We start from the raw sequence: 25635 nt of genomic DNA on the forward strand, positions 1-25635 counted from the left end.
GCGATCTTCGCCTTCAGCGCCGCGTCGATCTTCCGTCTCGTCTTCTTCGTCATCGTCCGCTCCGTTTACCAAACGGAACGGCTACATTCCAACTAGGCTTCCGGTCCCAAATCCGGGGGCCACTTCAATGGCCGTCGCTGGCGGACGGCGTGGTGTCGATCTCGCAGGCACAGATGAGCTATCTTTTGTCCGGCATCGATTGGCGCAATCCCCAGGAGTCCTTGCGTCCAACCAGCGTGGGCTGAGAGTTTGTCGTTTGAATCCGGCGGCGAACATGATTCCATTTGGTCATGGACTCCGCCGGCGACGGACTGCCGCCCGATCTCGCTGCCGCGCATGCAATGATCCTGGCCGAGCGTGCGGCCAGGCTTGCGGCGGGGGGCCAAACTTGCTGAAGCGGCCAATGCCCAAGCAAAGCAATCGAGCAGCAAGCGCTGATCTCCCACCTCAAGCTCGAGATTGAGAAGCTGCGGCGGACATTTTATGGGACGCGCTCGGAGCGGTCGGCGCGACTGCTCGATCAATTGGAGCTGGAACTTGAGGAGCTCAGGCGGCCGCAACTGAAGATCTACAAAGGAAGCGCCAATCAGATCATGGCCTTCAAGATGGACGTTTCGGTGCTGTCCAGGCCAACGAAACCGCTGACCCGCTCTACTCTCCGAACTACCTGAACCTTAAGCTTGCGGAGTGATCCGCTCAAAACGCGCGGCCCTGAGAGCGGGCCGCGAGTTAGACCACCGCACCCGTATAGCTTTCGAGCAGTCCGCACCCGTTTGTTCGGGCGGCATTCGCACACAATCAACATCCACAACAGCACGACCGCTAGGGGGTCCGTCAGGCCAATCCAAGTGGGACCGCACAGAAGTTCAACGAGAAGGGGCGGCATGGTAGCAAACGCTTTTCTCCATGGGCCTCATTCATCAATGATACTCAGCCACCCCGGGCTCCAAGCGCCCACAGGCAAGCGACCGTGATTGCGGTGAAAACGAACACAGCGCCAATTGCTAGCGCAATTTCCATCGTCGGCTTCCTTCTATTGCGCGGACCACCCACCAGACGGTGTATGTGAAGGAATTCCTCCGCCAATCGACTATCTGGACACCATTGTCCGTCACTCTCACGGAGAAGTGGGTTGAGGTGCAATAATCAAGGCCGCTGTAGAGTCGTGGGCACTTGGGCCCCGGTAGCCAATGCGGCTCCGCACCGAAGTGATATATACTCGGTAGCGCACCGGCCATGGGACATTCACTTTCGAAGTCGTAACCGTTTGTTATGCTCGCGGTTACGCGGACTCTGATTCTGTTGTACCTGCGGCCTTCATGTTCGTACACGCTGAGGACTTCACGACCGAACGCATGAGCGAACGCGATAGCCGCTGAAGCCGCTCGAATACGTTGCTCCATGTTGCCTCGCGAGCAATAGCGGGGCGGACCCGAAATGGCACTGAAACATGTCAGGCCCGCCCCAGCATCACAGCCCCTGCAAGACCGGTGACGCTCACTGCACCCAAGCAAGCAACGTGCCTTTTTTCAAAAGGCTGCTGTACCTCGCCTGGCTGTGTGTACTTGTCCAGTTTGTCCTATTTTGTTCTGTCCCATAGTCCGTTAGGACGCAAAATGTTTGCAACCCGACATTCGCGTGTCAACGTTGAACTCAAGCGCAGGTAAGCTCGCAATCGCACAGAAGGGCGATCGCATCGCTCCGGAAGTAGCGCTGACGCTTGCAATCTACACCCTGCCGATCCCAAGCAGCGATGGGAATTACTCAAGAGTCCAGGTTTTATTCTGAGTATCGCCGACAATAAGCTGTGCATCGACAACAAAACCGCGTCACGAAAGATGGCAATCCTACTTGGCTCTACCAATTCAACGGGTCAGTTGCTCAGCAGTGGAATTTTGTACCCCTAATGGAGCTTAGTGTTCCAGAGTGACTGCCTCAAGGGGCGCGACGATTCGCGGCGCGCACAAACCGAATTCCGCTGATTACTCGCAAAGTGCGTCTGGTACGATCATCCTGCAGGCGCAAATCCGAGTCGTAAGGCAAGCACGAAAATGAGTTCATGGGACGGGCTTAGCCCTGGCCAGTTCTTGGCGCGAGTAGCGTTTTCACTCGCTGTAACGTCCGCCGTCGTCGCCGTGACTTTCTTCGTAATCCGCTACATGGCGGGCTTTCATCGATGATCACAGCAGGCGCAGTGATCAAACATCGCGCTCTGCCGGACAAACCGATAATACGCGCAGCAAAACCGCGAAAGAAGGCGATGGAATGCCGAATTTAGGCGCCCATGCGGGATTTGTTGCATTAGTCGGTTTTCATTGAGCATTGAGCGCTACGATTTCATCGCTGAACGAGTGGCCTCACGAGGCAATCTAGGCGGCCTGGAAGGAACACAACGGGAGTCTTTTGGCTATTTGCTGCACAGGAGCAGAACATCGGTAACCATTTGTACCGTATGGGCAGGTTCGGCGGATGAGGTGCTCGATGTGCAGCGGCTTCGTCTGGCCGCTCGCCCCTCGCGACAATCGTCTAATCAGCGCTCGCTTCGCGTCTACCACAAAGTACTCCGCAATTAGGCCGTTCTGCTGCCGGGCCATGCCGGCCGCTTGCAGACGGGAGCCGAGACGTGCTGCGAGCTGCTCTGCGACGGTGTTGTTGTGAGACCCAGCGGAGTCATAGTGATAGGCAACAGGGGCGGCGGGCACGCGGCGATCAACCAGCAGCAGCGACCAGTCGGCGCCGCCGCCAGTAACACCACCATCGTTCACAGTCACGAACAGGAAGTTGGCGGTACCTTTGTCATCCTGATCATTGACAATCTGCCGGAAGGTTTGTGCGTCGTCGCTCCGGCTCCGGATTAAGCGCACCAGCTGGGCTTGCTCGGGTTGAACGAATCGGGTCTGGGCGATGAGATCCGGATCGTTCCTGTGCAACTCGTCCACGAGGGCGTGGTCGGCCGGGCGTCTGCCGACGGGGAGACCGACAAGTTCTCTTTGCTGGCCCGCGCTGCCCGACTCATGGAGCTTCCCTCGAGTTGAGGTAAAGTCCATCCGTTCTCTCTTTCGAAATGAATACTCAGGACTCGGCTAATGCAGGACGATCGAGCAAAACACCGCGCGCGATTAGGGGCTTCAGACGAGACTTCTCTTCTGATGGACCCTGCAAAGGCCCAGTCCCCGCACATCCGTCGCAAATTAGCCCGAGCATTCGGCTGTTTGCTAGGTGTGTAGCTGTCGAGAACCTGACGACAACAGGGCCTTCCCGCGCGCGGCGCGATTACACCATCACGCGCCGACACGCCTCTCGGTTCGAGGCAGCGACGATGACTTACCACAACTACCCTGAGCAAACCTTTGCTCGGATTACGCGTGGTGGCCTTTATACAGGCAGCAAAGCTAGCTGTGGCTTCTGACCTGCATTGTGGCAGCCTTTGCGAGCGACAGTCTGACCACAAGATGGCCAAGCTACCAATCTCTCCTGAGAGCTCACCCGTTACCCAACTCATTCGAAGCCATTTCAGCCACCTCATTCAAGGGCCCTTGGTAGAGCTTTCGATGATCCGGCGGTTCGCGCCGCTGCGCTTTGAACAGAAGTAGACCAGCGATCGGCGCTCGCCGGTCAGCACAGGCATCACCTCATGCCGGAGCTTACATGTGGTGACAAGTACCGTACCAAATGGCGGTTGGAACACCTGCTGTTCGTACCCGCTTGGATATACCACGAACTCACCCCCCTCAAAGTCTCTCGCCAGCTGCACAATCACCGAGTACTCGAAATCCGGGTCGCTCGCAGCATCCAGATGAATGCCAACAAAGGAGCCAGGGGGCATCCGATGCATTTGGCATCGGCGAATCACGTAATCTGACGTGGCTCCCAAAATCTTTCTTAGCGCGAAGGTGCGGTCTTTCCTTTCAAGTAGTTCCATGATCTCCCTTGGAGCTGCACCACTCGCGTCGCTAGGAGCGCGGCCGGGCGGGTCTATCCTCACGCGTTTGACGAAAACATTGTGCGAGTCGCCGGCATCTCCCTCCCTCACTTCTTCTTCGGGAATCTCAGCCTGCAGCTGATCGATCTTGGCCAAGTCATCTTGGGTGAACAATACCTGGGGGCCAATCACGACCGTACCCTTCACCAACAGCTCTATGCGGTATTTTGTCAAAGCCTCTTCTGAAAGCAGACGGGATTTATGATTCATTGCGCGCGCCATTCGAGTTCACTCCAGGGTTTTATCTTCGACGCAGGGCTCCAGGTCCTGGTGCATCGAGCGGAACGCTTGGTCCCAATGCTCGCCATCGAAGTCGCTTATTGTTATGCGTTCGATGGTCCTGTTATCCAGACATCGAATATTTACGCTGAATCCGGACGGGTTCGACCGCGGCCTATAGAATGGCTTTACGCCACAAACCCGGCAAAACGTGTGCCGAGCGATGTTCTTGTTGAACTGGTACGCCGTGAGGAATTCTTCGCCGCACTCAATGCCAAGCTTTTTGCCAGGTACGAGCAAGTGCAGAAATCCAGACATTTGACAGATTGAGCAATTGCATCGAACTGCAGAGAGCTCTCGCGGCGCTTGGACGTAGAACTTGACAGAACCACAATGACAACGGCCATGGTGTTCGATCTCCGACCGATCATCATGAAGTGAGACAATTCGGAGCAGATCGCGGCACCACTGTAAGCTGAGCCGATAGGCTCGATCGAATTCATCCAAAAAGCGATCGTTACGGTCAGCCGGGACAAGTTCGCCAATCAGCCGGCTTGTCATTTTTCCGTGATACTTCTCCGCGGGATCTTCTCCGCCGACATGGCTGCGGAAGTACTCAAGATCGTCAGGCCGCGCCTTAAAGGTTTTGACCAGAGTGGTCCATAGCGACTGGATCATATCTGCAGCGTGTAGCTCAAAAGCGACCATGTAGGCGCAACGCACCAAAGGATCTTTGGATGACAATCCGGCATAGAGAGAATGCAGGTACCGCTTCGTCGTGGCGCTGTAGTTGGGCCGTATTGCTCTGCCGAGTAGTTGCGACGCATCCTTTCTAAACAGGTTCGAGTGGAAGTTTTCAGTCACCAGAATATCGGGTAGCGCCGCCTTTCCGCCCTGGAGAATTTGGCCATAACCACCCGTCTCATCCCAACAGATGAAATTTGCGACCACGCTGGTCAGTTCAACGTCCCTCGCAAGATCTCGATTGTGATTCATTGCATCGAATATGAGATCCTTTTGCGACCCCGCCTGCAGGTACGGGAACGCCTGTGACATCGCCAGATATTCAGGCAGCAGGCTAGCGACCTGGTCCTGGGACATCTCCGCAGCGAACGGGTGCGGGCCGAACAGGGCTCGCGCTTGCTCGGTCAAATACTCGCAGCATATCTGCGGAGGCTGACCGGGTGTAAATCGAGACGCTTGAGATGCCATTTGACCCCTGGCGATGAGGAGAGAACGGTCCTTGACGGAGCAACTTCGTATCCGGGCCAACTATTGGCTACCGCCATTTCGTTGGTTTCGATGAGCTTGTGATCGCGTTTACCATCCAGGCGAAATTCTTGGTGGCCAGCTTCGCGGTAGCAGACAGCGGCATGTTCAGTCCTGTTCGCGCGCATGGAAGGGAACGCGTTCATCAGCTGAGCGGCGGCGATCCAGACGAATTCCGGTGCACGAAAAGTCCGATGCCGCGAATTCCCGACACGGCCAGCATTCGCTTGCAGAGCCATGGCGAGATTTGCGCCGCGCAGGCCCTCTCGATTTCTGCTCCTGCCAGTTGGTCGAACCGCTATGATCTTCGTACAGCATTACAAGGACTATCCGCATCCACCTGACTCTTGGGGCCTTCGCCCGCAAGCCGCGCGAATGCCGGCTGCTGGCCGGCACGAGCTTTTCAAAGAGACCGCCGCTAGGTTTCGCGCTTCGCGAGCACCGCCCCGCCGCTTTCTTGCATGCTTACAGCAATCACCGTGCCAACTCTTGCACTCACCCCACAGGTTCTGAATACATTGAAACAAAGCGCTGGCGACCGATTTCTCATTGCAAGTGTATTGAACCTGATGGCGCTTGCACGGCCGTCAAAAACCAACCGGCGAAGAGCCAGCCGCCACTCACAATGGGTATAGGGCTGTTGAATCGCGGAGATTGGTCCAAAGGTGCCACATAGGTGGGCTTCGCACTTTCAACAGCGGGACAGTGCTTTGGGCGTTCGGGCGCTAGTATGGTGGTCCCGGTCGCGGACGTATTCCGTCCTTGCTCGTGACAACTACGCGCGAAACAGTCGCCTCAACGCCGTCGAACACGACCATGCAGTGGGATCTGGACGCATGCGCAGCCCTTTGTCGATCTGCCTGACAATCGCGGCCAACTCCGGACATCGATCGAGGCCATAACGTGGTCTACGGAACATGCGGTCCCAGGTGATCGCGAGCAATCGAGAACGGCATGCACCCCGAATGCGCTGGTCGCGGGCCCCGATGCCTAGCTACATCTTGCGCGCTCACTTGACTCGGGTGCCTCTTGGCGTTGGCACATCCTTGGACCGTTTCAATCTGTTGTTGCCAGGACTCTCCAGATCAAGCGTCACGGACAAGTGCCTTAAGATCGGCTTCGAGCTTCGGTTCACGCTTGAAAATCGCGTCTATCAGCGCTTGCGCCGGTTGTTCGGCGGCCTCAACCAACGCCGCCTTCTCAGCCCGCGCAGAGGGGGCGAACACTCGCTTGACGACGGTCGGCGATCCCTTGAGGCCGCATTTGGAGACGTCTTCGATACCGGCATCGTGCGCGCTCCATTTCACAATTTTAGCACGCGCGGCACGCAAGGCATCCACCATCGCGCCGCGCCGAATCTGATTCGTTGCCTCCAGCATGGTGATGAGACAGGGCAGCCTCGTGTGCAGCACCTGGACACCACCTTCGGAGCGTCGTTCCGCTTCAATTGTATGGTTGGCGAGATCTAAGGATCTGACCTTCGCAACGTAAGTTAGCTGCATTACGCCCAGCCGCTTTGCGATGCCGGGCCCAACCTGCGCCGTATCGCCGTCGATGGTCTGCTTTCCCGTGAAGATGAGCTTTGTCGGGCCATATTCCTTATCAATTTTTCGGATGGCTGTTGCAAGTGCATACGTTGTTGCCAGGGTGTCGGAGCCCGCAAAGCAGCGATCGGTGAGTAGGACGGCGCGATCGGCGCCATAAGTCAGCGCCTTTCGCAAAGACTCTTCCGCCGATGGCGGTCCCATTGTAAGCACGGTAATTTCGCCGCCGAACCGATCGCGCAGCTCGAGCGCGGCCTCGAGCGCGAAGAGGTCATATGGGTTGATGATGGTCGGCACTCCCTGACGCATGATTGTGTTGGTCACGGGGTGCACGCGGATCTGCGCCGAGTCCGGAACCTGTTTGATGCAGACGACATTGTGCACGGTGTTGCTCCAACAATTGCGACAGCTGCGAAGAGCAGAGCAAGTGTTGTACCATCACCCGCCCCTTTGGAATCGGCTTGCTATCACACAGGCTTAGATCGGGTGATGCGCCCCTCTAGCTCGCTCTTCCCAACGAACAATGCCAACATAAGTCAGGGCTGCGACAGCGCTGTTCCGCACGGCGCGCCAGCTGAGTGAGGCCAGCCTTTTGACAGATTACCGTCGCTAATCACCAGCGGGCGGCGGACCGATTGACGTTTTTTGAGCATTGCCGCTCACTAAAGCGCGATGAGATTAAGATGAATCATCATCGCGCTTTAGATCTTTGTTTGAGCATGATCTTTTCGGAAAACGCTTCACACTTTTCCGGGGATCGGCGGATAGGCATCATAGCTTGTTAGAGGTGAGCAACCGACGATTCGCGATTGCATGGCCCACAGGTGACGCTCGGTATGTCATGGCGCGCGAGTCCATCTCTCACCGAACCAGGTAAACCCGCCTTTCGACAGCAGTCCCGCAAGCGGGCGGGTGGTTTCGCTCGGGGCCAAGTTGCCGCCGAGGGCGGACCATTCCGTTCAGATTGCGATGAGATTGCCTATCGGAGATCGTCCTCATATAGCTATTTGGGAGTAGCAGTTCCGGCCGATGTCGTCGTTCAGAACCGCTTTATCTCGATTCCATATTTCCTCAGCGCGTAGCCAATCTGGCGCGGCGTTAGTCCGAGCAGGCGCGCTGCTTTTGCCTGCACCCAGCCAGATTTTTCCATGGCCGCAACGACCCGTTCGCGATCGGCCATCTTCGCGCCACTAACGAGAGCTGTGCCGGGAGGCCCCAGTGAGGCCAGTTCGTCGCCGACAGACTGGACCGGCTGGCTCGCTTCAGCTAGCGGAATGATGGGCTTTGCCGGCACCGCTGGCATGGGTACGGGCTGCTCTTTCCTCTCGTCCGACGTGCTTTTCCACAGCATCGCGGAAAGGCACTGGCCGTGGCAGCATGCAAAGTCACTTCTCACGATCGATGATCCGGCGCACAGCGTCGCTGTTCGCTCGATGCAGTTTTCGAGTTCGCGGACATTTCCCGGAAAGCCGCAGTTCATCAGTACATCGATCGCACTCGGCTCCAAAGTCAGAGTACGGCCATTCTCGTTATTGAAATTTCTGAGGAACTCCCTGGCAAGCGGAGGAATATCACTGCGTCTTTCGCGTAGCGGTGGCAACAGTAAGGGAACTACGCTGATGCGATAGTAAAGGTCCGCCCGGAACTCGCTCTTTGCGACAGCCTCTTCGAGGTTCTTGTTGGTCGCAGCTATCACTCGAACATCGACCTTAATAGTCTGGTTGCTCCCGACGCGCTCGAACTCCTGCTCTTGCAAAACGCGCAGCAACTTCGCCTGGAACGGAGCTGAGATCTCGCCGATCTCGTCAAGAAAAAGCGTTCCCTTGTCAGCAAGTTCGAAGCGTCCCTTGCGCGAGCTAAACGCACCGGTAAAGGCGCCTTTCTCATGACCAAATAATTCGGATTCCAGGACGGTCTCAGGAAGCGCCGCGCAATTCAGCTTAACGAACGGGCGCTTGGCGCGGGACGATGATTCGTGAATGGCCTTGGCTACGAGTTCCTTTCCGGTGCCGGATTCACCACGCAGCAGAACCGTGCTGTTCGATCTGGCTACAACGGCAATCTTCTCGAGCAGCCCGCGCAGCGCCGGACTGTCGCCAATGATCCCATGGGCGTGTAGCTTCTTGCGCTCCCGAGAGGGTTGCCTGAGCTCTAATACCTCCTTTTGTAGCCGGTCTTTCTCCGCCATCAGTCGTTCGCGATCGCAGGCGAACAAGCGGTGTAACTTCACTGTTTGACCCACCAGGTTGGCGATCATGGCGAGCAGTCGCGCATCGTACTCGAGCCGGAGACTCGACCTATCGTCCCGGATGCGGTCGACCGTCAGCGTGCCCACGACCTTACGGTCAATGCGAATGGGAACCCCGATGAACGACACTGGCATACTATCGGAGGCGCCGAGCACTTCCCGGTCGGCAGCGCTGAATACCAGCTCGGCGGCCACGTTCTCGGCGACAAGAGGCCTGTCCGTCGCGATGATCTGGTCGATTGCGTTCCGCGGCAGTCGCATCCGGTAACTTTCGTCGCTGCCTTCGTTCCAGCCGGCGCCCACCGTAATATCCGGCATGCCGTCCTCGTCGAACAGTGAGACGATGCCGTGTCGCATCTGCACAAACGATTGCAAAAGACCAACAACGTTGGCCAACGTGACTTCGAGCCGACAAGGAGCGGCAAGAATTTTCGATATTTCGAAGATGCCGGTGAGCGCGCTCTCACGCAACGGCTCCCCCGGGGGCTTACCCTCCGGCTCAGGTTGCGAGGCAGATCTTTCGTGTGAGAAAGGGATATCCAGCATGAGGCGGCCTCCGTTGTCTTGATCGTCCTCCCTGGTACCTTGTCCTGGTTGGCGAGCTTCGTTTTGCATGTCACTCTCGATCTAACGCCAAGTGTTGACGAGATGACATAGAACCGTGACACCTTTTCATGGCACGACGATAAACTTACAGTGTGCCTTCATTCATTTTTGCGGATTGCGTGCGCATCGTCAGCGGAGACCATAAGCGCCGCTGCTGCAGCTCAAGTTAGCTGTGTCGCCAAGGCCGGCCGATTCACAGATGTTGCCCACCATTGACCGGCACCTCGGCCCCCGTGACATAGCTCGCCGCATCCGAGCACAGGAAGAAGATGACCTTGGCCACTTCATCCGGGGTTCCCACTCTGCGCAGCGGGATGCTTGGCACGAGACGCGCTTCTGTGTCGGGCGATAACATGTCCGTCCTGATTTCGCCGGGCGCAATTGCATTCACACGAATGCCATGCGGCGCATAATCGTGCGCCATTTCGCGTGTGAGGCTCGCAAGCGCAGCTTTCGACGTCGCATAGGCACTGCCGGCAAACGGGTGCACCCGCGAGCCCGCGATCGAAGTCACGTTCACGATCGATCCTGACGCGGCTCTTAGCTCGTCAAACAAACCCTGCGCCAGCAGGATCGGGGCCACCAAATTGAGATGGAACACCCTCATCCAGGTCTCGGTAGACGTCGTCAACGACGTCATCCGATCGCCAGCGGGCGTTTTCGGCGAGACACCAGCATTGTTCACTAGTGCGTGCAAAGGTGCACCGGCCAAGCGCTTCTTGACCTCAGTGATCGCGCGCGGCAGCATTCGATGATTACTGAGGTCGATCTGGACATGATCCTCGTCCCCTGCGTGCCAGGGACATCGCTCGCCGTCGAACGGTTGACGCGCGCAAGAAATGATGCGCCAGCCCGCCTCCGAGAACAGCTTGGCAGTGGCATGACCAATTCCGCGCGATGCTCCGGTGAGCAGCATCGCCTTCTGTTCTCCGCCATGAACGCGGGCTTTATCGGCGTGAAAGGGGCAACCCAAATGTGTTTCGGGCAGCGAGCCTGTGATCAGATCGTCATTTGGCAGATCGAGATCCACGCCCGCCTCCCCTCCTGTTGCGCGCCGCACGCGTAGCAGGATTTGGGCCACCGCGATGCAGGTAAATCCGCTTCCGTTTTGCGTCCTAATGTCGCGCACGCGGAATGCTTGGCGTATTCAAGACACGGTGCGTTTGCTTTGTGACAGCGATGGTGCATCGGCTACGTAACGTCACGAGCACACTCGCCTGCGCCAAGACCCGGCGGCAAGACGCACGTTATCTCCTGACTGCACAGGAGGAAGAGCCAGCGGAGGCCAGTGCTCTCGTCGAAGCAACGATCGATCAGGATCGCGGCCACGGCCAGTAGCCGCGTCAACTCGAAAACTGACGTCACCAGCTTCGTACGTTAGATTCTGTGGCAGCTGATGCTGACTTCATCGCGCCCTTGTTCTGCTGTGTCCAGCACCGGCACATCGCCGGGCGGATTGATTCCAGACCACGACCTGGCGTGATTGTTTCGCCAAAATAGTGGATCTCGAGAGCGCCCGACCGCCACGACGGAACTCGCCGGCTGAACGGCGAACCTTTCGATATGTTCATCCGCGATCGACCGCCGATCAGCTTCGACTTGCGGGTCCGCCCGAGGAAGACGAAGACGTGTTCCACTTGTTTAACGCGGCTGCAGCGCATTGCCGCCATTGTTGTCGACGTCGAGCTTCTGCGGAAGGCATTCGCCCGCCGCATCGTTCTGTTCTCCGCTGGAAGTTCGCGGCAGCGCATCCCTTTGGACAGACAATTGCCGCCCCGAAAAGAACTGCCAGTACTGCTGGATGCAAAGAGCGGCTATCAGATCGATCAATCGAGCTACGACTTTCATGAAGCTACGAGATCTTTCGATTCTTCTTCAATCAAGATCAATCGGCTCGGATCATTCAAATCGAATTCTATAACGCGTGGGGCAAAGAGACGCGCATAGCGCGTGAAGGCGCTCGTCGGGGGAAAACGGATCACGGTGTCGCAGCACGCAAGGAGATACATTTCGATGAGAGCGGAAAAGCCGCCCTCGGCTCCGAGCGCCGAGTTGTGCAATGGGCCAGCCTGAGGCGCCTGGAATCGTTTTGGGATCGTGAAAACATCAGGGAATATAGTCGAAACCTTCTCAAGGACGAGCGCGCTGTCCGTGCACAGGAAAGCCCTCACGGGTTTTGCGTGGGGTAACCCCATGGCCTTATCAATGGCGTTACAGACCTGTCGCAAGGCGCGCTCCGGGTCAGCCCAGTAGGGAGCATGCCCCATGATATCCTCGCCGTTGCCATGCCGGACATGGATGCCGATTACGCTGTACGATTCAAAGTTCTCGCGGTAGATAGCATCAATCCGAGCCTGAATTTCAGGTCGTGGCTTGATGCTTCGAAAGATTTCTCGTTCGGCCTCCTGATCACAGCGCCACATCAGGCAGGCGTCACACACAACCGTGTTAGCCTCACTATCTTTCTGACTTTGGAACAGTTGATCGAGTTCGTCGCGTTCCCGGAAAATCTGCTCGTCCGGGCGATAGACGCAATCGATGGATGGCTTGTTCCACCATGCCGGGAAGAATGGTCCCGGAAATGAACACTGGTTAATCTCGTCACCGCAAATCACCCGCACGCCAGCAATGTCTTGAACCGGTTCGAAGAAGACTGGAAAGGCATTGGTGAATGGCTCATCGAGATAACAAGACCCCCGCCAATCAATGGCTAGCGTCCGTCCCGTCTGCTTTGCAAAACGCCAGGCTGCCGCCAGTGACCACAGGCAATCGCCGAACCCCGTACGTCGCCGGGAAACTACGAACCGGTCATTCCTCGAACCGCTAAGCATCTGCATTTCCTCTTCCCGGGCTCCTGGTTGGACAATAGACGTCATCGCAGACATCTCACGTATCATCTCGTCCGAGGCCATGGCCTGATTTCGCGGTGCCGGCGAGCTGCGTCGGTAGAACTTCATAGCAGCGCTATCCCTGGTGAGCCGCGTTCTTTCAACAGTTTGCGTATTTTCTTCAGCGGTGTTGCGTCGACGTACCCGATTTCAGGCGGATGCCCGATGCCACCCTCTGCGCTGGATAGCCTTGCCCCCTCACATGCAGGTATAGCCATGGCCATTGCTCATGAGTTCGGGCTATGTTTCGTTTTGCACTTTATTGTGCCCTCGAGCGCGCGGAGGATGCAGGCGAACGCCCCGCACCTCCCACACGAGCCGCAATTCCTTCACGAGATCTTCACGCTTGGCCTGGTCCAGCATGGTTGCGTCGAAAAGACAGCTGAGCGACGCCTCGCCCTCGATCCGCATCAAGATCTCGAAAAGCTCATGTGAGATACGCATACTATGGTGGGCGGAATGTCCCGTGCGGATCTCGCACACCGTTTCCTGGCGATCTGGCGCTGTGTAGGATCGAACACGATGAAGGGATGCATACGGCGGCAATGACACGCCCAGTGCACACCAATCCTGCAGTGAAGCTGGCCGCTTCCTGACGAGGAAAGGGCCAACAACAAGTCCGTCCAGGTCAGTCGTCAAGAATGTGGTGATCGCATCTGACACGGACTGCACGATCGGCTCGGCATTGTTGTTAAACGAGGTATTTAGAAGTATCGGAATGCCCGTTCGCTTCTTGAACGCACTAATTACATCCCAATAGGTGGGGTTTGTCCTTCGCGATACTGTCTGCAGCCGAGCGGTCCCATCAACGTGGGTAACCGCACCGAGCACGTTACGCTTGGCTTCACGCACACGAACCACGAAATTCATGAAGGGGAGCTGCCGCGTGCCGTCCGGCAGCTCAAAGAACTCGCTCGCATCCTCTTCCAGTACAGATGGCGCAAAGGGGCGATAGCCCTCGCGCTTCTTGACCATCGCGTTGATGCGGTCCTTGTTTTCCGCAGGCCTCGGATCCGCAAGAATGCTGCGGTTACCAAGCGCACGTGGGCCGAACTCAGAGCGGCCCTGCACCCAGCCGATTACAGCACCATTTGCCATCCAGTCTGCCGCACTGGATGCTATGTCATCACTTCGTTGAATGTCGAGGTGGCCTGACCATGCGTTGAGCTCATGCTCTACGGCTTGCTCGCTCCCGAGATCAGGCCCCCAATAAACGTCCGGCAGTCGCTCGCGCGGCGCTGGCCTCCCCAGTTCGTTTGAGACCATCAATGCAGCGCCGAGCGCGCAACCGGCGTCGTGCGCCGCGGGTTGAACAAAGATGTCATCAAATAGCCCGGAATAAAGCAGCTTACCGTTCAGCGTGCAATTATGGGCTACCCCGCCAGCCAGGCACAAGCGTCTCATGCCCGTCGCTTCACGATGGTGCCGCAGGATGTGAAACACGATCCGCTCAAGCGCTTCCTGCAGCGAAGCGCTGACATCTCGATGCTGTTGGGTGAATGGCATTCCTTTTCGCCGAACATCGATGTTGCGGACCAGGGCCGGACCGATTCGATCCAGGTGAACGCGATAGCCACCGTTGTCCAACAATTCGTAGAACTGCGCGAAGAGTTCGCGATAGGGAGTGGGATCACCGTATGGGGCAAGTCCCATCACTTTGTACTCATCGAACAACCCGTAGCCGAGATATCGAATCGTCTCGAGATAGAACAGTCCCAGGGAGTTATGTTCCGGGAAGCTTGCAAGTTGCGCAATTTCAGTGCCAGACCCCGCCGCCAATAAGCCCGAGAGAAAATCGCCACCGCCGTCGATCGTAAAAACGAGACTTTGCTCGAACCCGGACATGGAAAACGCGCTCACGGCATGTGCCTCGTGGTGATTCACGAAGGAAAGCCGAGACGGATCGATCTCGGCGCCGAACTCCCGTGCCAGCAGCTGCCGCAGCAACAGTTTGGGGTCCAAGGGAACGGGCTGAGAAACAGAAAGACGCTCGAGCATGGTTTTGCAGTAGGCTTCAGTCGCGTAGAACGCGATACGGTCGATCTCGCCGAGCGAGACTCCTGCGGTAGAAAGGCAGTATCGGATCGAATTGCTCGGGAACTTGTTAGAGTGCTTGACGCGGTTGAGGCGCTCCTCTTCGACAGCAGCAATTACGCGGCCATCCTGCACAAGAACCGCAGCGCCATCGTGAAGAAATGTAGTCGGCAGCTCCGGAGAGCTCTCATAGACTTTATCAAGACCGCCACTCACTCCCAGGCACAACATCCCGTTCTCCATTTGAACATGACAGGAAGGCTAACTGCCGCCCCACCGATCTAATCTGTACAGTCGCGCCCCGCCGGGCGCGCGTGCCAGACAGCACAACACAACTTTGCTGGGTCCATCTCGGCGCCTAGCGACAGGCGCTCAGAAGCAAGGCTGCTAGCCCCCGACACCGATCGACCGAACAGGCGGCCGTAGAACCGGCTCGATTGCGGCCTCTTAAGGCCATTGCAGAAGCTGCTCTAATAGACGAGGTCACCCCCGAGCTACCGCAGAAGCATCGTGACACTGCATCGATTTGACTTTGTCCGTTTCGCTCAACTCACGTCAACGCAGCAGGCGGCGCCGAAATAGTGCTGTCGACGCGAAAAAGGGCAAAACCGCGTAAACGCAGAGCGCACCTACGTGCAGGGCAGCACTGTCGGCACCGCGCTCAAGCATCGCTGGGCGAATAAGGTCGACCGAATGTGCGAGAGGCAATAAGCTGACGAAGTGCCGAAATGAGTCGGGCAGTTGGCTTGACGGAAAGACCACGCCGCACAGAAACACCATAGGAGTGAGGACAAGTGTCTGGTAAAACACGAAGTAATCGTAACTTGGCGCAAGGGATATGACGACCATCGCCAAGCTGGCGAAGACAAGGCCAGTAAGGGCGATTGTTGGCATCGCATAGAGAATGGATAGCCATGATGCGTAACCGAGAGCGGCGGCGACGATCGCGATCGCTGTTCCGGCCAGAACGGACTTACTGGCCGCCCACACCAGTTCACCTAGGACGATATCGCCAAGCGTTAGCTGAGTAGAGAGAATTGCTTCCCAGGTGCGCTTGGCGTCCATGCGTGCAAAGGCTGCATACATGGTTTCAAAGGTCGCCGACGTCATGGCGCTGGTCGCGACCATGCCTGCCGCCAGGAAGGCGATGTACGACGTCCCCTCAACGCGCCCCAGGATCAGTCCAAGGCCAAAGCCGAGGCCAAACAGATTGGTTAGAGGATCTGCGAGGTTGCCGAGAATCGATGCAAGTGCGACTTTCTTCCATGCGATGAAGTTCCGACGCCATACCGCGATCCAGTTGTACGCGTTAGCGGGCATCACCGCCGCATAACTTTCACCCATCGCTCACTTCTCCATCTCGCGCCCGGTCAGCCGCAAAAACACGTCTTCGAGATTCGGGGGGCGCTGCAGAATACGAAGGCTCGCATGCCCATGCAGTTGCACGCGCACCTGCTCCGGATATGGCGCATAACAAAAGAGCGTTTCTCCACTCACTTCAACGCGCCGGGCATACGGCCTGATCAGCTCGCGGAGCTGATGTGGATCACCCCCATAGATTTCGATCACATTGCAGCCAATATGCTCGTCGATCAGGTCGTCTGGCTTGCCTTCAGCGATCTTGCGTCCACCCTCGAGGACACACAGCCGATCGCACAAGCGCTCGGCCTCTTCCATGAAGTGAGTGGTCAAGAGAATCGTCTTGCCCCGCGCAAGTAGAACTCGCAGACGTTCCCAAATCAGGTGGCGGGCGTGCGGATCCAAACCAGTCGTCGGCTCATCCATCACGAGCAAATGCGGGTCATTGATTAGCGCACGTGCCAGCGTCAGCCGCCGTTTCATGCCACCGGACAGCGCGGCAACGCGCGTGTCCGCTTTTCTCTCGAGGCGTGCGAACTCGAGCAGCGAGGGGGCGATCGCCTCGATCTCGCGAGCGCTCATGCCGAAGTAGCGGCCAAACACCAGCAAATTCTCTCGTACGGTGAACTCGAGTTCAAGATTATCGAATTGCGGCACCACGCCGATACGCACACGTGCGACACGAGCGCGTGCAGGCACAGGCTCATTGAGCACCGTAATCTTTCCTCCGTCCGGCGAGATCATGCCAAGCAGCATGCGCGCGATCGTGCTCTTGCCGGCTCCATTCGGCCCGAGAAGGCCAAAGCATTCTCCGCGCGCGACCGAGAACGACAGCTCATTGACGATGACCTTGTCGCCAAATGATTTTCTCACGCCGGCAAGGTCGATTGCTACGGTGGACATGATCACTCTTAGGCTGAGAGAAGTCGTTCGTCCGACAATGGCTTCCCTACCACCGTTTTGGTCCAGAGCAGGCCGTCGCACCACACATGCTCAACGCGTCCCCAGTGGCAGGCCGCGGCAGCATCCGGGAAGAATCCACGCCCGTGGAGGTTAGCACTGGTATTGCAGAGCAGCGGAATGCCGGTAAGCTTCTCAAATTCGACGAGAAGCTCGGCGATTTTGTGCGGAGAGTTGCGGGAGATTGTCTGCAGCCGCGCCGAACCGTCGAGATGGACGACAGCGGGGACCCTGTCGCGCCATTCCGCGCGGGTCTGGTGATCGAACAGCATGTAGGGATCTGGCGTACCTGGGCTGAAAATCTCCGGCGCCCGATCCTCCAGACAGATCGGCGCCACCGGTCGGAACTGCTCGCGACGCTTGATGTCGTTGAGATGATCCTTCATTGCCGGGGAGGTCGGGGCTGCAAGAATGCTTCTGCCGCCCAACGCCCGCGGACCAAGTTCGGCGCGCCCGGAAAGGAAGATGACCGGCTTGTCGTCCGCGAGAATCGCCGCAAGTTCACGCAGACTGCACGGCGCCGCCTCCCAATCCGGCGGAAGCTCGCTGTCGTGCAGGGCCGGACCACTGTAGACTGACCATTCCAATGGCCCGAAGCCATTTTGCGCCGCCATCGCGCCGCAAGCAGCGCCGATCGCCGAGCCGCTGTCATTCGGAAACGGCGGCACCCAAACATCATCGAACAATCCAGTCGCACGAAGCGCGCTGTTCCACTTGATATTGAGACCGCAGCCGCCGGCGATACATAGATTTCGCGCTCCCGGAAGCGACGAGTGTTGCAGCAGAACCATCGCCATTTCCTTGACAAGAAGACGTTCCACGAACACATGAAACGACGCAAGGACGTCCTCCGCTCGCTTGGCCGTCAGGCGCAAAGCGCTTGCCTCGAAGAAGTCGTGCAGAGCTGCAAGAGACGCTTCCGGATTGTTGATCTCAGCGCGGTACCGACGTGCCTGCTCCGTGTCAGCGGCGAAGCGCTTTTCATAGAGCTCCTGAAACACTGCGACGATGCTTTCGTCGACAGAGCCTAGCGCGATGTAAGCCATCAGCTTGCCGGCGATGCCCAAATCCCAACTGGAGCGGTTCGGCTGCCTGTATGGGCCGAAGTGAAGGCCCGCGGCAGCATAGGCATGTCCGATCATCGGAAACAGGCATGCAATGAGCCGTGCCCCCCGAGGTTCCACATAGTAAAGACGTGGAAAGATGCAGCCGTCCCATACCAGACAGAACGTGGGTTTTCCCGCACCTGCAAAGGGACTGGTGCTATATGCTGACGCGACGTGGCCTGTAACGTGCGGGTAGCTCTTATATGGAAACACCTTGTCTCCGAGGATCACGCCAAAGCCGTCGACGGAATCAAGAAGGCCCTCAGCATGGCGCTCGACATATGGCGCCCCCTTCAGCGCGATCGGCACAGCTCCACTTAGGACCTGGAACTGCGACTCAATCTCCCCATCCCAGCCGTCGATGACGAACTGATCGATATCCCGCGGATCCAGGCCATGCTCCGCCAAGGCGAGCACGACTGCATCGAGATTCTCGACGGATTGGTAGCGTGGACCGTTGCCGCACTTCTCTTGCTCGGTGCAAAAGACAAGTCGCCCGTCCTCGATGACAGCAATTGCCCCGTCATGGGTTAACTTGATGCCGCAGATGCGCATACGATCCCCTGGTCTAGTGGCCGACGTTTGATTGTTCTGACGAGTGACCCGGCTTCCGGAACCGGACTATCAAGGAGTCTTCGTTGATTGACTCGGTGTGGCAGTGCAGACGTTCGACCTCCGATAGGCTCTCGTTGAAGAGGGCGATCACCGTTTCGGCACCAGCAGCAAGCCCCCACCGTTGACATGTGGCATCACGTGCGGACCCGAATATCAGAGCCCCATTTGGCGCTAGGATCCTCACCAGGTTGCGGATAGCCGCTTGCATCTCGACAATGTCCTTGAGGTAGTAAAGAACCTCGGCCACGACGATCAAATCGAACTGTTCAGTGGTCGAGAACCGCTGAATGTCGCAGGTCACCCACGTGATATGTGACCACTTCCTGGTCCGTAGTCGCGCTCGCTCGATCGCCTGCGGCATGACATCGACCACGGTGAGTCGTTCGCATAGCGGAGCCAGCATGTCCGTGAATGCACCGGCTGCACATCCTACTTCGAGGCCACACGAAACATCTCCGTTGCAACCCGACATCCGGAGCATTTGAGCGTATCGCTCCTGCTCGAAGGCACTACTGTCGAGACGCCATGGATCGTCGGCAGCCAGCTCTCGCGCTAATTGCTGATGGTTTGCGTCCAGGGTCATGAGCCAATTACCTACTTGCAGGCAGTCGAACGATCGCTACCGCAAACACTCTTTGTTGCCGTCAGGCTCGATGGGCTCTGGGAAACCCTCGCCTTACGACTTATACTAGACATTCCCCATTTACTTGCAGCACTTCGTCCAGCGTTCGGGTGCAGAATGACAGATTGCTTTTCCCCATCGGCCGGCACGTTGGCGACCTTGCGCGAGAGCCAATCGCTGTTGCTCAATGTACAAAGCGCATAAGCCTTCAAAGGAAGTAAGAGAAAGATATTGATCGGTGTGTGGAGCGAGAAGCCGAGAAACCGCAGTTCGCGAGCACGAATGGCTGCCACACTGCACCGGACCATTGTCATTGCTGCAATCGTCAATACCGTCCACCAGGGTACAGAGCCTGCCATTAGGAGCTGCGCGAGCGCAGCGAGTGATGAAAAGGCGAGAAGCAACGGGCCGAGATTTTGCCCGATAACGTCTAGCGTCAGATAGCCATCGAGCTCTGGCAGCAGGCGCAATGCGAGGAACGTGTCCCGGAAGGTACTGCGGGCCCAGCGGAGTTGCTGACGTAGATATGGCCCAATGCGGTCCGGGACGACTGTTGCTGCGATCGCGTCCGAGACGTATTCGGTTCGAAAGCCCGCCTTGAGCATGAGGATCGTTAGATGGCGATCCTCGCCGAAATCGCTCGGCTTCCCTCGAAAGAATTGCGCTTCATATTGATCAAGAAGCAAGGCGAGCGCGGAGCGACGATACATGGCACATGGGCCGCAGCAGCACATGACCGCACCGAAACGCGCCTGCGCCGCGCGCTCTTCGTTGCATGCCAACCAGTATTCCATATCGATCAGCCTGGTCAGCCAGGTTTGGCTGCGATTGCTCGCTATCAACTGACCCATGGCCGCACCGATTTGCGGGTCATGCATCTTCAATACCAGCTTCGTGACAACGTCAGCGGCAAGTATCGTATCCGAGTCGACGTTGAGGACCAGGTCACCGGATGAGCTGCGTATCGCAGCGATCTGCGCCTTGCGTTTTCCAACGTTGTTTGCCAGCAAGATGATGCTGAACCTCGGATCGTTCGCATAGATTTTGTGCACAGGCGCGACAAGGTCGCGATTTGCAGATCCGTCGTCGACCACATAAACCTGTAGCTTTCCGGTGTAGTCTTGACTCGCAAGCGACTCCAGACATTCGGCGAGCGTGATTGGATCCTCGTTGAAGCACGGCACGATGACGTCTACACTAGGAAGGACAACCTCCGATCGTCCCAGGTTGTCCTGCAGCGATGAGTTAATCGCCGGTTGAGCATAAAGCGCTTGCGCGCTCTTGTAGATCGTCGAGAGCAGCGCATAAGACGAAACAGCGACAGCACTGGTTGTAGCGAGCAGGTCCATAGGGTGTCAGTTTTTGCTCAGTGAAGTTGAGGGAGTGGATGGATTACAAACCCGCGCCGTTGTAGTGCCGGGATCAGATGTGACAGGGCCATCGTGGTCTGATCGCGCAGCGTGGCATCAGTGCACGGTCGCTCCTCATCAGGAGGATATCCGTCGTGCAGGAGCACAATTGCACCCGGGCGAACGCTCGCGAGTACTGAATTCACAATTCTATCGACCCCGGGGCGGGACCAATCTCTCGGATCGACCGACCAGTGCACAGCTGTGAGACCGGCGCTCGCTGACACAGCGAGCACCTCGTGCGTCCACATGCCGTAAGGTGCTCGCATGTGCCTAGGTGAGGCCTGCGGGCACGCCGAACGGATCGCCTCGCTCGCCGTGAGAACTTCATCGCGTACCTCCGCTGGTCCGCATCTGGAAAGATCCGGATGGGTCATCGTGTGGTTCGCAACCTCGTGACCTTCCGCGATCATTCGTCGAATGAGTTCAGGTTGTTCGGCCGCGTACGTGCCGATCACAAAGAACGTCGCCGGAATCCCATGTTGCGCCAGCACCTCGAGCACCTCTGGCGTGCAAAATGGATTTGGCCCGTCATCGAACGTCAAATAGACGGGGCGACTTCCGGCCACGTCAGCATAGTCGCAACGGACAGCAGATAGGGGGAGATGTTCTTTCACAACTCAGGCCCATTCCGATCGATGACCGTCCCGGCCGGCCACTCGCCTATCGAGCGTCCAACCGGGAAAACCACCACGATCACGTCTTCGATGCGGGTCGGCGACAAATTGGGATAGACATCCGGATGCGTGGAGCGGACGCGAATGCCGGACATGAGGGTGGCGAGCCCCTGCCTTCCGAGCAGTCGGGTCATGTGTTTCTCAAGCGCAGGCCGAACCGTGCCAAAGCCGAATGGAATCCCGAGCTCCTGCAGTGTGGGATACATCACGCGCATTGCGTGGCTGATTCCCAGCCCTTCGAGATCCGGACGCACCGCATACAATCCCAGTTCGGCCACGAGGAGATCGACCCCACCAATCTTGATGAAGCGGCGTAGTAGCCCGAGGTGAGCAGCTATCCCGCGCGCGTCGTAACCAATTACGCGGAGCTCAGGTCTTGCCCCGGCCCAACTTCGGTTGCCCTCAAATGGCTGCGCATTGAACGCACCGGTCGGCCCGTAGCTCTTGCGGAAGAACTCGGCGAGTTCGGCATGATCGGTGAGCCGCAGTTCGTTTTCCCAGCGACGGCTCCACTGCACTTGAGTGCGTGTAGAAGGAGCTTCCGCAGTCCGGGATACGGCAATGTTCATGGCGAGCTTCCTTGTGCCCCAGTGGAATGAAGAGCGGAGATGGTCACTTGAACTCGCTAGTCGCCGAAGCGCTGGTCAACAGTGAAATGCGCTGCTATGACCCGTCGGAGCGCGGCACTCCTCGCCTGCACCGCGCCGTGCGCCTTCGCTCGCGATGAAGATATCGCATGGTTCGCGCTCGTGATCCGGCCAAAGCCCTGCGCGAGATATGCCGAAAGATGCCGACGAGGCGATTGGACTGGCGAGAGCCTGTCTGCACCACGAAGCTTTGCCGCCTCGTCTAGCATCGCTGTCGACGCTTTGGAGGGCAGGTCTTCGATGCGCGGGGCCTCATCGATGGCGCATCGGAACGCCATCAAATCACACTGGTTCTTATCCATCTTCGACACGCCCTGAATGCGGTGGATAGGCGAGCCATTTGCAGAGTCGCCTGAATTACTTGGCATCCGCAATCTGCGCCTGCCGTTATGTCGCGACACTAGAATGCGGCTGAACGCGCTCTCAAGTGTACGCGGGTAAACCTGCAATATGGAAAGGGATGGAACACGCATACCAAGGTTTATCGAGGTCCGCCTGACGTCTCGATCGAGCGAGCTTCGCACAGAGAAGAAGCGACGCGGCTCGCGCGGCGCGCCCATAGCCGCTCTCGAAACACATGCGGCGCCAGCTCGCACGTCCAGGAGTTGTTCTCTGAGTCCGCGTGAACGAGCAGCAGCCATGGTGATATACTCGATTATTTTTTCCAAACTGATGTTTGCTATCCAACATCCCGCTATTTGGTAAAATCGATAGTTCCGATGGAACACATCCACACGATGGATAGACTTACAAGATGCGGTTCAAGGGACTTGATCTAAACCTTCTCGTTGCGCTCGATGCTCTGATGACGGAGCGCAACCTCACAGCGGCGGCGCGCAAAATTAACCTGAGCCAGCCCGCTATGAGCGCTGCCATCGCTCGGCTGCGTACCTATTTCCGCGATGAACTATTTACCATGAGAGGTCGAGAGCTCGTCCCGACACCTGGCGCGGAGGCGCTTGCAGGCCCGGTTCGCGAGGCGCTGCTGCACATCCAACTCTCGATCATATCACGGGACGCGTTCGACCCGACTCAGTCGAGCCGACGCTTCAGGATCATTCTCTCCGATTTCATGACGATCGTCTTTTTGCGCAAGATTGTGGACCGTCTTGCACAGGAAGCTCCCGCGGTGCGCTTCGAATTGCTGCCATTTTCCGATGAACCCGATGAGCTGCTCCGCCGGGGCGAGGTCGACTTTCTCATTCTGCCGGAACTGTTCATGTCGAGCGCGCATCCTAAGGCGACGCTGTTCGACGAGACCCTCGTATGCGTGGGATGCCGCACGAACAAGCAGCTATCGCGGCAACTTACGTTCGAGAAATACATTTCGATGGGCCACGTTACGGCGAAATTCGGACGGGCGCTCAGACCAAACCTCGAAGAATGGTTCTTGCTCGAGCACGGCGTCAAGAGACGCATTGAGATCGTTGTGCAGGGCTTTAGCCTGATTCCGCCCATATTGTTAGATACGCGCCGTATCGGCACAATGCCCTTACGACTCGCCAAACACTTCGAACAGCGGATGCCACTGCGGATCGTCGAACCACCGCTCCCTCTGCCCACATTCACCGAGGCTGTGCAGTGGCCTGCGTTCCACAATACCGACCCGGCAAGCATTTGGATGCGGCGGATATTGCTGGAGGAAGCATCCAACATGGCATCTGGGCCTCAGGAGACTCCAACTCGCAGGCGCTGCTAGAATCATAAGCCGCTCTCGGCAAGTTCCAAATACGCTCCGAACCCTTGGACATGCTCGGCCGCTTTCGTCACTTCAACGTTTCTGGCGCGAAGCGGCCAGAGATGGCGATCGGTTGCGAAGAATTGCCGAGTGCCGAGCGGTGATCTCGCTGGTGAGGTTTGGTGCGCTTGCACCTCAAACCGGCGACGCCCGGCACTATCGCGTCAGAACTCGCCTCCACCAGTGCGACAATGTTTGGCTTGCCCGATAAAATCGCTTGAATCGCACCCCGCGTCAGGTTGTAGGTTGGCCGCCGTGCTAACGCTGCGCTACGCGACCGTCGACTGGGCGGTTTGGTGAACTGACGGCGCTGGCCGGACACTGGGTTGAACTGCCATTAACCAACTGATCGGGTCCTGTTGCGTGGCTCGCTGGAAGCGGCGAGACCGATCAGCTTCGGGACTCCTGACGGTTTCTGGCCGCCGCTGGGTGGCCGGCCGCCTTGCTCTCCATTGTTGCGGTCATTTTACGAGCGTCTTCTCGCGATCGCAGGATGGAAACGATGTCCATTCGGGCGAGCCAATAGGACCTCTCCAGACGCAGCCGTCACCGCTCGTTGTATGCGCCGCAGTTACGTTCCTGCCGGATAAGAAGACATGCGTTTCAAAGGTCTAGATCTAAATCTTCTCGTCGCGCTGGATGCTCTCATGACTGAGCGCAACCTCAGCGCGGCGGCACGCAAGATTAACCTTAGTCAGCCGGCCATGAGCGCAGCCGTTGCCCGCCTGCGCTCCTATTTCGATGACGAGCTGTTTGGGATGAGGGGGCGGGAACTTGTCCCCACCTCACGCGCGGAAGGACTCGCAGCTCCTGTGCGCGAAGCTCTAACGCGCATTGAGCTCTCAATAATCGCGCGGGACGCGTTCGACCCAGCTCGATCGAACCGGCGATTCAGGATCGGCTTTTCTGATTTTATAACAGTCGTATTCTTTCGAAATATCGTGGAGCGCGTCGCGCGAGAAGCGCCTGCCGTCAGCTTCGAACTCGTGACGCTCACCGATGAGCACGATGAGCTTCTCCGCCGCGGCGAAGTCGATTTTGTTATCTTGCCGGAATTATTCATGTCCAGCGTGCACCCCAGGGCGGCCCTATTCGAGGAGAGACTCGTTTGTGTAGGTTGCTGCACGAACAGCCAACTACTACGGCGGCTTACATTTGATCGGTATATGTCGATGGGCCATGTTGCGGTTAAGCTCGGAGGTGCGCGCAAGACGCTGGTCGAGGAATCCTTTCTACTCGATCTCTGTCTCAATCGGCGGATCGACATTCTCGTGCAGAGCTTCAGCATGATCCCGCCCCTGCTGGTAGGCACGAACCGCATAGGGACGATGCCATTAGGGATTGTAAAGCATTTCCAAAGAACGATCCCCCTTCGGATTGCCGAGCTTCCGCAGCCATTCCCCGCCTTCACTGAGGCGGTCCAATGGCCCGTGCTTCACAATAGCGATCCGGAAAGCCAGTGGATGCGAGAGATATTGTTGCAGGAGGCTACCCGCATGGCAACTGGACAAGAGCCCTCCATCATCTGCACTTCGGAACGACCGGATACTGCCGGAGATTTCGCACGACCCGTCTCGCCGTTGTCGTAAGGACGATCTCAAGATCGTGCGAACCTCACATCCCAACGAATGTCTCAACGCACAATTTAGGCTCGCCTCTCTCGAATTCGTGGTCGCTCTATAAAGATCGTCGCAGGGGACGGCTATGATGAC

At 57.6% G+C, this 25635-nt stretch carries 20 protein-coding genes and 1 pseudogene; 4 read left to right on the forward strand and 17 right to left on the reverse strand.

Going from position 1 to position 25635, the window contains the following annotated elements; genetic code table 11:
- Positions 1 to 341 precede the first annotated feature (341 nt).
- Positions 342 to 568, forward strand: a pseudogene (locus tag I6F20_RS38240) (IS66 family transposase); the annotation flags it as partial.
- A 1801-nt stretch (positions 569 to 2369) separates the two neighbouring features.
- On the opposite strand, the gene I6F20_RS32095 reads toward I6F20_RS38240, so the two are convergent.
- The 3 genes from I6F20_RS32095 to I6F20_RS32105 form a co-directional block, all read right to left on the reverse strand.
- On the reverse strand, positions 2370 to 3047 hold the full coding sequence (locus I6F20_RS32095) for a hypothetical protein (protein ID WP_225129661.1): 678 nt from the start codon (positions 3045 to 3047) through the stop codon (positions 2370 to 2372).
- Between the two features lie 479 nt (positions 3048 to 3526).
- On the reverse strand, positions 3527 to 4204 hold the full coding sequence (locus tag I6F20_RS32100) for a 2OG-Fe(II) oxygenase (RefSeq protein ID WP_225129664.1): 678 nt from the start codon (positions 4202 to 4204) through the stop codon (positions 3527 to 3529).
- A 6-nt stretch (positions 4205 to 4210) separates the two neighbouring features.
- Positions 4211 to 5353 carry a GFA family protein gene (locus I6F20_RS32105; protein ID WP_225129665.1) on the reverse strand — a complete coding sequence of 381 codons (1143 nt, stop codon included), beginning with the start codon at positions 5351 to 5353 and terminating at the stop codon, positions 4211 to 4213.
- 158 nt (positions 5354 to 5511) lie between these two features.
- Here I6F20_RS32105 and I6F20_RS32110 point away from each other — a divergent pair, with 158 nt between their 5' ends.
- Positions 5512 to 5814, forward strand: coding sequence for a hypothetical protein (locus I6F20_RS32110; protein ID WP_225129667.1), 303 nt, complete (start codon positions 5512 to 5514; stop codon positions 5812 to 5814).
- Positions 5815 to 6555: 741 nt separating this feature from the next.
- Here the strand turns inward: I6F20_RS32110 and I6F20_RS32115 are convergent.
- From I6F20_RS32115 to I6F20_RS32180, 14 genes are all read right to left on the reverse strand, one after another.
- Positions 6556 to 7398, reverse strand: coding sequence for an electron transfer flavoprotein subunit beta/FixA family protein (locus I6F20_RS32115; RefSeq protein ID WP_225129669.1), 843 nt, complete (start codon positions 7396 to 7398; stop codon positions 6556 to 6558).
- Between the two features lie 655 nt (positions 7399 to 8053).
- Positions 8054 to 9808, reverse strand: a complete 1755-nt coding sequence (gene nifA / locus I6F20_RS32120) for a nif-specific transcriptional activator NifA (RefSeq protein WP_463671672.1) — start codon at positions 9806 to 9808, stop codon at positions 8054 to 8056.
- A 253-nt stretch (positions 9809 to 10061) separates the two neighbouring features.
- The gene (locus I6F20_RS32125; RefSeq protein WP_225129673.1) at positions 10062 to 10898 is read right to left on the reverse strand and encodes an SDR family NAD(P)-dependent oxidoreductase; all 837 of its coding nucleotides are present in this window, start codon (positions 10896 to 10898) and stop codon (positions 10062 to 10064) included.
- A 611-nt stretch (positions 10899 to 11509) separates the two neighbouring features.
- Complete coding sequence (locus I6F20_RS32130) at positions 11510 to 11698, reverse strand: hypothetical protein (protein WP_225129675.1); 189 nt, start codon at positions 11696 to 11698, stop codon at positions 11510 to 11512.
- 14 nt (positions 11699 to 11712) lie between these two features.
- Positions 11713 to 12825, reverse strand: a complete 1113-nt coding sequence (locus I6F20_RS32135) for a nodulation protein NodZ (RefSeq protein ID WP_275945329.1) — start codon at positions 12823 to 12825, stop codon at positions 11713 to 11715.
- A 171-nt stretch (positions 12826 to 12996) separates the two neighbouring features.
- The gene (locus tag I6F20_RS32140) at positions 12997 to 15021 is read right to left on the reverse strand and encodes a carbamoyltransferase family protein (protein WP_225129677.1); all 2025 of its coding nucleotides are present in this window, start codon (positions 15019 to 15021) and stop codon (positions 12997 to 12999) included.
- A 324-nt stretch (positions 15022 to 15345) separates the two neighbouring features.
- Positions 15346 to 16134 (reverse strand): nodulation factor ABC transporter permease subunit NodJ, encoded by a 789-nt coding sequence (nodJ, locus tag I6F20_RS32145; RefSeq protein WP_225129679.1) that lies wholly within the window; start codon positions 16132 to 16134, stop codon positions 15346 to 15348.
- Between the two features lie 3 nt (positions 16135 to 16137).
- Complete coding sequence (nodI, locus tag I6F20_RS32150) at positions 16138 to 17052, reverse strand: nodulation factor ABC transporter ATP-binding protein NodI (protein ID WP_225129681.1); 915 nt, start codon at positions 17050 to 17052, stop codon at positions 16138 to 16140.
- 8 nt (positions 17053 to 17060) lie between these two features.
- The gene (gene nodU / locus I6F20_RS32155; protein WP_225129684.1) at positions 17061 to 18770 is read right to left on the reverse strand and encodes a nodulation protein NodU; all 1710 of its coding nucleotides are present in this window, start codon (positions 18768 to 18770) and stop codon (positions 17061 to 17063) included.
- Between the two features lie 13 nt (positions 18771 to 18783).
- Positions 18784 to 19413, reverse strand: a complete 630-nt coding sequence (gene nodS / locus I6F20_RS32160; RefSeq protein WP_225129686.1) for a nodulation methyltransferase NodS — start codon at positions 19411 to 19413, stop codon at positions 18784 to 18786.
- Positions 19414 to 19424: 11 nt separating this feature from the next.
- Positions 19425 to 20801 carry a chitooligosaccharide synthase NodC gene (nodC, locus tag I6F20_RS32165; RefSeq protein WP_225129688.1) on the reverse strand — a complete coding sequence of 459 codons (1377 nt, stop codon included), beginning with the start codon at positions 20799 to 20801 and terminating at the stop codon, positions 19425 to 19427.
- Between the two features lie 17 nt (positions 20802 to 20818).
- Positions 20819 to 21478 (reverse strand): chitooligosaccharide deacetylase NodB, encoded by a 660-nt coding sequence (gene nodB / locus I6F20_RS32170; protein ID WP_463671673.1) that lies wholly within the window; start codon positions 21476 to 21478, stop codon positions 20819 to 20821.
- Positions 21475 to 22107, reverse strand: a complete 633-nt coding sequence (locus I6F20_RS32175) for a NodA family N-acyltransferase (RefSeq protein ID WP_225129690.1) — start codon at positions 22105 to 22107, stop codon at positions 21475 to 21477. The genes nodB and I6F20_RS32175 overlap by 4 nt, the downstream gene beginning before the upstream one ends.
- Positions 22108 to 22163: 56 nt before the next feature.
- Positions 22164 to 22487 (reverse strand): hypothetical protein, encoded by a 324-nt coding sequence (locus tag I6F20_RS32180; protein WP_225129692.1) that lies wholly within the window; start codon positions 22485 to 22487, stop codon positions 22164 to 22166.
- A gap of 452 nt (positions 22488 to 22939) precedes the next feature.
- Here I6F20_RS32180 and nodD1 point away from each other — a divergent pair, with 452 nt between their 5' ends.
- Positions 22940 to 23884: a transcriptional regulator NodD1 gene (gene nodD1 / locus I6F20_RS32185; RefSeq protein WP_225129694.1), complete on the forward strand. Its 945-nt coding sequence runs from the start codon at positions 22940 to 22942 to the stop codon at positions 23882 to 23884.
- Positions 23885 to 24519: 635 nt separating this feature from the next.
- A complete protein-coding gene (locus I6F20_RS32190; RefSeq protein ID WP_225129696.1) occupies positions 24520 to 25512 on the forward strand; it encodes a LysR family transcriptional regulator in 993 nt (330 codons plus the stop codon).
- Positions 25513 to 25635 lie beyond the last annotated feature (123 nt).

Origin of the sequence: Bradyrhizobium sp. IC3123 (genome assembly GCF_020193625.1) — a bacterium.
GTDB classification, from domain to species: domain Bacteria; phylum Pseudomonadota; class Alphaproteobacteria; order Rhizobiales; family Xanthobacteraceae; genus Bradyrhizobium; species Bradyrhizobium yuanmingense.

What these genes read in the sequence shown, in the direction of transcription:
- I6F20_RS32095 (WP_225129661.1), bottom strand. Translation starts at nt 3,047, where the DNA reads ATGGACTTTACCTCAACTCGAGGGAAGCTCCATGAGTCGGGCAGCGCG.
- I6F20_RS32100 (WP_225129664.1), bottom strand. Translation starts at nt 4,204, where the DNA reads ATGGCGCGCGCAATGAATCATAAATCCCGTCTGCTTTCAGAAGAGGCT.
- nifA (WP_463671672.1), bottom strand. Translation starts at nt 9,808, where the DNA reads ATGCTGGATATCCCTTTCTCACACGAAAGATCTGCCTCGCAACCTGAG.
- I6F20_RS32135 (WP_275945329.1), bottom strand. Translation starts at nt 12,825, where the DNA reads ATGAAGTTCTACCGACGCAGCTCGCCGGCACCGCGAAATCAGGCCATG.
- I6F20_RS32140 (WP_225129677.1), bottom strand. Translation starts at nt 15,021, where the DNA reads ATGTTGTGCCTGGGAGTGAGTGGCGGTCTTGATAAAGTCTATGAGAGC.
- nodJ (WP_225129679.1), bottom strand. Translation starts at nt 16,134, where the DNA reads ATGGGTGAAAGTTATGCGGCGGTGATGCCCGCTAACGCGTACAACTGG.
- nodI (WP_225129681.1), bottom strand. Translation starts at nt 17,052, where the DNA reads ATGTCCACCGTAGCAATCGACCTTGCCGGCGTGAGAAAATCATTTGGC.
- nodU (WP_225129684.1), bottom strand. Translation starts at nt 18,770, where the DNA reads ATGCGCATCTGCGGCATCAAGTTAACCCATGACGGGGCAATTGCTGTC.
- nodS (WP_225129686.1), bottom strand. Translation starts at nt 19,413, where the DNA reads ATGACCCTGGACGCAAACCATCAGCAATTAGCGCGAGAGCTGGCTGCC.
- nodC (WP_225129688.1), bottom strand. Translation starts at nt 20,801, where the DNA reads ATGGACCTGCTCGCTACAACCAGTGCTGTCGCTGTTTCGTCTTATGCG.
- I6F20_RS32175 (WP_225129690.1), bottom strand. Translation starts at nt 22,107, where the DNA reads ATGAACATTGCCGTATCCCGGACTGCGGAAGCTCCTTCTACACGCACT.
- I6F20_RS32180 (WP_225129692.1), bottom strand. Translation starts at nt 22,487, where the DNA reads ATGGATAAGAACCAGTGTGATTTGATGGCGTTCCGATGCGCCATCGAT.
- nodD1 (WP_225129694.1), top strand. Translation starts at nt 22,940, where the DNA reads ATGCGGTTCAAGGGACTTGATCTAAACCTTCTCGTTGCGCTCGATGCT.
- I6F20_RS32190 (WP_225129696.1), top strand. Translation starts at nt 24,520, where the DNA reads ATGCGTTTCAAAGGTCTAGATCTAAATCTTCTCGTCGCGCTGGATGCT.